The sequence below is a fragment of the Frankia nepalensis genome (assembly GCF_016786325.1).
Taxonomy (GTDB): domain Bacteria; phylum Actinomycetota; class Actinomycetes; order Frankiales; family Frankiaceae; genus Pseudofrankia; species Pseudofrankia nepalensis.
In genome coordinates this window covers 1-7,213 of record NZ_JADWYU010000255.1, presented here as the reverse complement: position 1 = coordinate 7,213, position 7,213 = coordinate 1, and the positions used below count along the sequence as shown (strand labels likewise).

7 protein-coding genes are annotated in these 7,213 nt (G+C 73.9%); 3 read left to right on the top strand and 4 right to left on the bottom strand.

Going from position 1 to position 7,213, the window contains the following annotated elements:
- Nucleotides 1-71 precede the first annotated feature (71 nt).
- Both I6A81_RS39670 and I6A81_RS39665 read right to left on the bottom strand, forming a co-directional pair.
- The gene (locus I6A81_RS39670) at nt 72-1,805 is read right to left on the bottom strand and encodes a serine/threonine-protein kinase (protein ID WP_203010478.1); all 1,734 of its coding nucleotides are present in this window, start codon (nt 1,803-1,805) and stop codon (nt 72-74) included.
- 389 nt (nt 1,806-2,194) lie between these two features.
- Nucleotides 2,195-2,401 (bottom strand): hypothetical protein, encoded by a 207-nt coding sequence (locus I6A81_RS39665; protein ID WP_203007583.1) that lies wholly within the window; start codon nt 2,399-2,401, stop codon nt 2,195-2,197.
- Nucleotides 2,402-2,433: 32 nt separating this feature from the next.
- On the opposite strand from I6A81_RS39665, the gene I6A81_RS39660 reads away from it, so the two are divergent.
- Both I6A81_RS39660 and I6A81_RS39655 read left to right on the top strand, forming a co-directional pair.
- Nucleotides 2,434-3,312, top strand: coding sequence for an Fpg/Nei family DNA glycosylase (locus I6A81_RS39660; RefSeq protein WP_203007582.1), 879 nt, complete (start codon nt 2,434-2,436; stop codon nt 3,310-3,312).
- A gap of 360 nt (nt 3,313-3,672) precedes the next feature.
- A complete protein-coding gene (locus I6A81_RS39655) occupies nt 3,673-4,023 on the top strand; it encodes a rhodanese-like domain-containing protein (protein ID WP_203007581.1) in 351 nt (116 codons plus the stop codon).
- Between the two features lie 5 nt (nt 4,024-4,028).
- On the opposite strand, the gene I6A81_RS39650 is transcribed toward I6A81_RS39655, so the two are convergent.
- Nucleotides 4,029-4,685, bottom strand: a complete 657-nt coding sequence (locus I6A81_RS39650) for a TetR/AcrR family transcriptional regulator (protein ID WP_238431013.1) — start codon at nt 4,683-4,685, stop codon at nt 4,029-4,031.
- A gap of 338 nt (nt 4,686-5,023) precedes the next feature.
- On the opposite strand from I6A81_RS39650, the gene I6A81_RS39645 reads away from it, so the two are divergent.
- Entirely contained in the window at nt 5,024-5,719 is a 696-nt protein-coding gene (locus I6A81_RS39645) for an HNH endonuclease family protein (protein ID WP_407661454.1), read from the top strand.
- Between the two features lie 25 nt (nt 5,720-5,744).
- On the opposite strand, the gene I6A81_RS39640 is transcribed toward I6A81_RS39645, so the two are convergent.
- Nucleotides 5,745-7,213 (bottom strand): FUSC family protein (locus I6A81_RS39640; RefSeq protein ID WP_203010477.1); only part of this gene is annotated, 1,469 nt, incomplete at its 5' end.

Sequence of the window (7,213 nt, the reverse complement as noted above, 5' to 3'; positions counted from 1 at the left end):
GGACAGACCACCCGAACGAGCCACCCCCAAAATTTCCGCGCTTGCGCGGCCGGCCGAAGGGCCCGGAGGACTCAGAGCGGGATGGTGACTCCCTCGCCAAGAAGGCTGTCGTTCAACTCGAGGCGGGCCGGGCTGGTGTCGGTCGGGATGTCGAACACCAGGGTGCCGCTGACCTCTTCACCCGGCTTGACCGAGTTCCAGAGGCTCTCCAGCGGGAAGTACAACCGTGACGAACCGGAGGCCTCGTACTGGCCGCCGCTTCGGTCGAACATGAGCTGACGGCTGGCGGCCAGCCCGCGGAAGGTCGACGACCCGACGTTACGGACCTCGACCTTGACGAGGCAGTACTGCCCTTCGGGCTTCTTGGGGATGATCCCGATGAGGGCGATCTGCTCGACGCCGCACTGCAGGTTCAGGACCCGGAACTCCAGCGAGCCGTCCGGATAGACCTCGGCCTGGGGGGTCGCCGACCCCGTCGGCGCCGGGGTCGGCGACGGGGACTGGTCCAGGGTCGAGTCCACGGGGGCGCCCGGGTTCAGCGCGATCAGAGTGATCGCGAGGGCGCCGAGCACGATGAGCGCGACCGTGAGCCACAGCCCGATCCGGCTGCCCCGGTTGCCGGGCCACCGCCCGGCCGGACCGCCGGGGCCGGCCCCACCCCGGCTCCCGAAGCCACCGAGGGCGCCACCCGGCCAGCGCCGGCCGCGGGCGCCCGGGGTCGACGGCGGCCGGGGTGGCACGATCCCCGACGGCGCCCCGGCGGCGCCGTCGCCGTATCCGGCCGGTCTGGAGCCGGTCGCGCCGTAGCCCGGAGGCGCGACCCTCGTCCTGGGCAGGGCCGCGCCCGCCTCGGGGCCGGTCAGCGCGGCCGCCGCCGGGCTCGCCATCACGTCCGCCTTGTCGGCGGCGAGGCCCAGCAGCTCCTCGCTCGGGTCGAACCCGCCGCTCGGGCCGCGTTCGACCAGGGCGAGCAGCAGGTCCCGGGCACTCGGGCGCACGTCGGGGTCCTTCGCCAGCGCGGCCGAGACGAGCTCGTGCAGCGGCGAGACCAGCCCGGCCAGGTCCGGCGCGCCGGACACGGTCCGGTAGGCGAGGTCGATGTCCTTCCCCTCGCCGAACGGGTGCCGGCCCGTGCCGGCGTAGGCCATCAGGATGCCCCAGGTGAACACGTCCGCCGCCGGGCCGATCGGCAGCCCGTTGATCTGCTCGGGCGCCATCCAGCCGGCCGAGCCGAACCCCCAGGACGTCGGCTTGGCCTTGCTGCCATGCGCCACCGCCTGGGCGATGCCGAAGTCGATGACCCTCGGCCCGGACAGCGACAGCAGCACGTTGCTCGGCTTGAGGTCGCGATGGACCAGCCCCGCCCGGTGGATCGCGGTGAGCGCCGTGGCCACCCCGACGGCGAGACCGGTCAGCGTCGAGGACATGAGCGGCCCGCCCCGGGCGATGGCCTGGTCGAGGCGCAGGCCGTCGATGAACTCGGTCACCAGATACGGCGCCGCGGCGTCCGGGTCGGCGTCGAGCACCTCGGCCGTGCAGAACGGCGCGACCCGGCGGGCGGCGGCCACTTCCTGACGGAACCGGCGACGAAACTCCTCGTCCGCGGCCAGGTCCGGCCGGATGACCTTCACGGCGACCAGCCGCCCGGCCGTGCCCCGGCCGAGGTAGACCGTTCCCATCCCGCCGGCGCCGAGCCGGCTGAGCAGGCTGTAGGGCCCGATCCGGTGCGGGTCGTGCGCGGCGAGCGGGTCACCCGGCAGCTCGGAGGCCGGGCGCCGCGCCGCGCCGGCCACGTCCTCCGTCACCCGCGTCCTCCGGTCTCCCCGTCGACGACCCCGGTCACGTTCATCCCCGCGTTCCCGCCGCGTTCGCCACCATCTTCCCGGCGAAGGGCCGGCGCGGCGGTCCGCACTCCCCGCCAGTCTTGGTCACGGCGGCCGTCCTGGCTAGTTGAGCGGCCGGGCGGCGACGATCGGTAAACCCGTCCGCCACCACATCCTTCACCCCCAACGAACGGGAGGATGCGGACGTCGCCGGTGAGCCCTTCTTCACTTCCAGGAACCGAGACCACTTCCAGGAACCGTGACCACGAACTCGAGGAGGGCGGGAGGGGCTCAGCCTCGGCCATGTCGGCGCCCCAGTCCCCAGAACGACGGCTACGCGACAGTCCCCGGTGCGACCGGCCCCGGCCGCGCTAAGGCTCCTCGGGCGGGAGGAAGGAGACCCGACGGCCGCATCCGTCGCAGACCGCGCCCCATGCCCCCAGCTCCTCGTCGGAGGGGACGAGGTGGGCGAGCGGGACGATGCCCGAGCACCAGGGGCAGGCAAGCCAGGGACCCGCGACCGGTTCATCAGCGGCCGGCGGCCCCGAGGAGCCGTCCGCCACACCGCCAGAAGACATGGCTCCACGATCGCACGTGGGACACTGGTCACATGCCGGAGCTGCCGGAGATGGAGGCGCTCGCCGCCGTCCTGCGGGAACGCGCCGTCGGCAAGGTGGTCGCGCGCGCCGAGCCGGTCGCGATCAACGCGTTGCGCACGGTGTCCCCCGCCCCCGCCGACCTGCTGGGCGCGACGCTGGCCGACGCCGGCCGGCGGGGAAAGTTCCTCGATCTCGTCTTCGCCACGCCCACCGGCGAACGGCTCGACCTCGTGGCGCATCTGGCCAGGGCCGGCTGGCTGCGCTGGAAGGACAGCCAGCCCGCGGCACCCGGGAAAGGCGGGCGTTCCGGCCTGGCCTGGCGGCTCGTGTTCACCGACGGCTCGGGCTTCGACCTGACGGAAGCCGGTACCCAGAAGCGGCTCGCGGTGTACCTGGTGCGCGACCCCGCCGAGGTACCGGGCGTGGCCCGGCTCGGGATCGACCCGTTCGACGACGCCTTCACCACCGACGCGCTGGCCGGGCTGCTCGCCGCCGCCGGGCGCGGCCAGCTCAAGGGAGTGCTGACCGACCAGTCCGTGCTCGCCGGCGTCGGCAACGCCTACTCCGACGAGGCGCTGTGGGCGGCGCGCCTGTCCCCGTTCGCGCCGGCGAACAGCCTGTCCGCCGAGAAGGTCACGACGCTGCACGGCGCGCTGGTCGGCGTGCTGCGAGCCGCCGTCGAGGCGGCCGGTGGGCTCGGCGCCGCCGACCTGAAGGCGGAGAAGAAGGCGAACCTCGCGGTCCACGGCCGCACCGGCCAGCCCTGCCCGCGCTGCGGCGAGACCGTCCGCCAGGTCGCCTTCGCCGACCGGAGCCTGCAGTACTGCCCGGCCTGCCAGACCGGAGGCCGGGTGCTCGCCGACCGCCGCCTGTCCCGGCTGCTCAAATAGGGCGGTCGGCTCAAGGTCGCCCCAGGGGCGACCATCGCCGCTCCGCCGGTCGGACGCTTCGCGCCCGACCCAGCCTGGTACCGAGCCAGACCAGAAGGACCGGGGCAACCCCGGTCCCGGGTCAGGATCATGGCCGGGTTCGTCTGAGAGATTTCCAGCGTTCCAGCGTTCCAGCGTTCTGGCGTTCTGGCGTTCTGGCGGGCGGGGCGGTTGGGTGGTTGGGCGCTTCGCGCCTGATCCACACCGCTGCCGGGCCGGACGGACGAACCGGGGCTGTCCCGGTTCTGGGTCGGGATCATAGGCAGGTTCGTCTGAAAGACCTCCCAGCGACCCCGGCGGGGCGGGTGGAAGGATCGGGCCATGGGACCTGACGACGTGCCGACCGTGCTGGTCGAGGATCTTCCCGCCGATCCCGCTGGCGATGACACGCTGTTCGTGCTGGACGTGCGGGAGCCGGACGAGTGGGCCGCCGGCCACATCGACGGCGCGGTCCACATCCCGATGGGCGAGCTGGTCGCCCGCATCGAGGAGATCCCGCGCTCGACCCGGGTCATCGCCGTCTGCCGGTCAGGGCGCCGGTCGGCGGCGGTCACCGCCTACCTGGCCGACGGCGGCTGGGACGCCCACAACCTCGACGGCGGGATGATCACCTGGGCGGCGCTGGGCCGCCCGATGACCGCGGACACCCCCGGGGCCCCCTTCGTCCTCTAGGCGGCCTAAGGCAGCCAGTCGATCGGGAACGAGGGCTCGTCGAGCGGGCTGTTGTGCTCGCTGGGCCGCAACGCGTCCAGCATGAGACCGACGTAGCGGCGCCAGGTGCCGGTCGACGGCTCGGAAAGCTCCATGACCACCCGCAGCGCGCGCAACAGCACGATCAGGTCGGCCAGCACCGCGTCCCCCCGGACGGCGCCGGTCGCCTGGGCGTCGGCGAACATCGTCGAGATCAGCGGAACGACCTCGCCCGCGACGGCCGCCCTGGTGCGACCCGTCCACAGCCGGTGGGACACGAACGCCCACCGGCAGGTGTCGTCGGTCATCGAGACCATCAGGAACTCGCGCAGCGCCTGCCCGCGCGGCTCCGCCGCGATCGCGGCGGCGGCCAGCTCGCGTACCTGCCCGACCGCCGTCAGCAGCGTCTCCTCGACCAGTGCGTCCTTGTTCGGGAAGCGCCGGTAGAGCGTGCCCATGCCGACGCCCGCGCGTCGGGCGATCTCGTCGACGCCGACCCCGAGGCCCTGCTCGGTGAACAGTTCGCGGGCCGCGGCGAGGATCCGCTCCCGGTTACGTTCAGCGTCCCGCCGTAACGGGCGGCCCGTCGCCCCGGCGTCCACTTTGACTGCCTGCTTGATTGCCTGCGACCCCCCCGGAGACATGCGGCCAACTGTAGATGACCAAGGGCCCTCCATCACCATTTCTGATCACCGGGCCAGCCCGTCAGGTTTTCGTCCCGCCCAACCGGGCCAACGACTCGCCCGGACACGTCTTACCCAGCCAGCCGCTCCGTCGCGGCGATGCCCTACCGTCTCGGCCGGCCGGCCACCGGGCGTTCGAACGCGCACCTAACGCGACCAGTGGCCCCACCACGGGAGGCAGGACCGGAGGAAACGGCCCAGATGGTGCAGACTCGCCTCCACAACGACCCTTCAGGGGATAGGCGGGGCAAATGGGCACGTGGGCAGCACGACGGGTTGCCGCGGCTGTGATGGCGGCGATGGTGGCGCTGCTGGCGGTGGGGTGCGACGAGTCGCTCACGAGCGGCTTCGACGACACCACGACCTCGACAGACGAAGGCGTGGTGGCGGGCGACGGCTGGGGCGCCGCGACCGCCGGGGCCGGCGCGCCGGCCCTCCAGGTGCTGGACACCCTGAAAGTCCAGGACCACTACACCCGTAAGGACTACGAACGGGACGAGTTCGGCTCCTCCTGGAAGGACGTCGACCACAACGGCTGTGACACCCGCAACGACATCCTGCACCGGGACCTGCACTCGATCACGGTGCGCAAGAGCGACACCTGCATCGTGCTGACCGGTGAGCTGAGCGACCCCTACACGAACCGGATCGTCCGGTTCGACCGGGGCCGCAACGCCTCCGGGGTGCAGATCGACCACGTCATCCCGCTCGCGGACGCCTGGCGCACGGGCGCGTACGCGTGGACCGACGAGCAGCGGGAGGCGTTCGCCAACGACCCGGAGAACCTGCTCGCCGTGGACGGCCCGACGAACACCTCGAAAAGCGACCAGAACGCGAGCGAGTGGCTGCCGCCGGCCGCCGGCTACCAGTGCCCCTACATCGCCCGCCAGGTCGGTCTGAAGTCGCGCTACCAGTTGTGGGTCACCCAGGCGGAGGCCGACGCGATGCGAGCCGTGCTGAACAACTGCCCCTCCCAGTCCACGCTGGGCGGCTGATCGCGCGATCGCCCGGTAGGCCGGGCTATCCGCGCGCCGTGTCAGGGGCGGCGTCGACCAGCGCGGCGAACTCGTGTTGGAGCGGTGGAAAGGGCGGCAGTTGGGGTGGCTCCCGGGGCGGGGGCGCGCTGTCGCCCATGACTCCCCTGGCCAGCCGGTCGAAGAGGGCGCGGATCGCCTCCGGCGAGGCCCGGGTCGCTCTCAGGGCCTTGTTGAGCTCCTTTGGCTCGACCAGTACGAGGTATCCGAGGCGGCGGGCGGCGACGACGGCGGGCCAGGCGGCGCGCGCCGTCTCGCCCGGCTCGTTCTCGGCGTCGACCTGGAGCTCGGACAGCCACGCGAGCGACGCCTCCACGTGGTGGCGCGCCGCCAGCCGCCGGTACTGGTCGTCGTGCTGGTCGGCGAGGCGCGAAAGCTGGACCTGACAGGTCAGTCCGGGGCCCGCTGGCTCCCCGGGCGCCGGCGCGCCCGACACCGGCCTCCCGGACACCGGGTCCCGGCGCGCCGGTTCCGCGGGCGCCGGCTCCCCGGGGGCCGGCTCCCCGGGTATTGGTTCCCAGTCCGCCGACCCGGGGGCGTTCCCGTCCCTGGCGGGTGCCTCGGCGAGCTCGAGCGCCAGCAGGGCACCGGTGGCGTCGATGCTCTCGGCGAGCGCGTGCGGCAACCGGCGGGCCGCGGCGCGCGGCCACAGCGACCAGGCCGCGATCAGCCCCACCATGACGCCGAGCAGGGTGTCGAGCACCCGTGGGCGGATCAACGGCTCGACCGGAATCCCGGGCCGGGCGAACTCGACCAGCAGCAGTGTCAGCGGGGTGAGCAGCACCGAGCCGAGCGCGTGGTTCGCCACGTTGAGCAGCTGGACGCCGCCCTGCAGCACCGTCGCGACCGCGATCAGCGCCCACACCGGCAGCGGCACCGCCAGCAGGGCGATGGCGGCGAGCGCGCCGACGCCGGTGCCCACGGCGCGCTGCACGGTCCGCTGCCCGGCCACCCGCGCGGTACGGACCTCGAGCACCGCCGCAGCGGCCACGGGCGCCCAGTACGGCCGCTCGATCCCGGCCGCGATCGCGAGCAGCGCCGCCCCGAAGGTGGCGACCGCGCACCGGGCCGCCCACGGCCACGCCGGCGAGTCGGGCCGCAGCCCTTCGAGCAGGATGTCGCGGGTCGGCGGGATGAGCGGCGGCGGCGACCCCGCCGACGGCGCCGCCAGTTCGTCGACCGCCACGGCTAGCCGGTGCCAGGCGACGATCCATGCCCGCGCCACGCCGCCTCTGGCCTGGGCGACGTCAGCCCGCTCGGCGACGGTCCTCGCCATCACGCCCGCGGGCACCGAGCGCGGCGCCGGTCCCGCGCCCCGCGCCGCGGCGGCCGTCGCCGCGGCGGGCGCCGCCGAACCCGGCCGGCCGGACCGCGACCAGGACACGCCGCGCGCCGCGGCCGCCGCCACGCCGGCCACGAGCCGGCGACCGGCCAGCCTGGCCGCCGCGGCCAGCC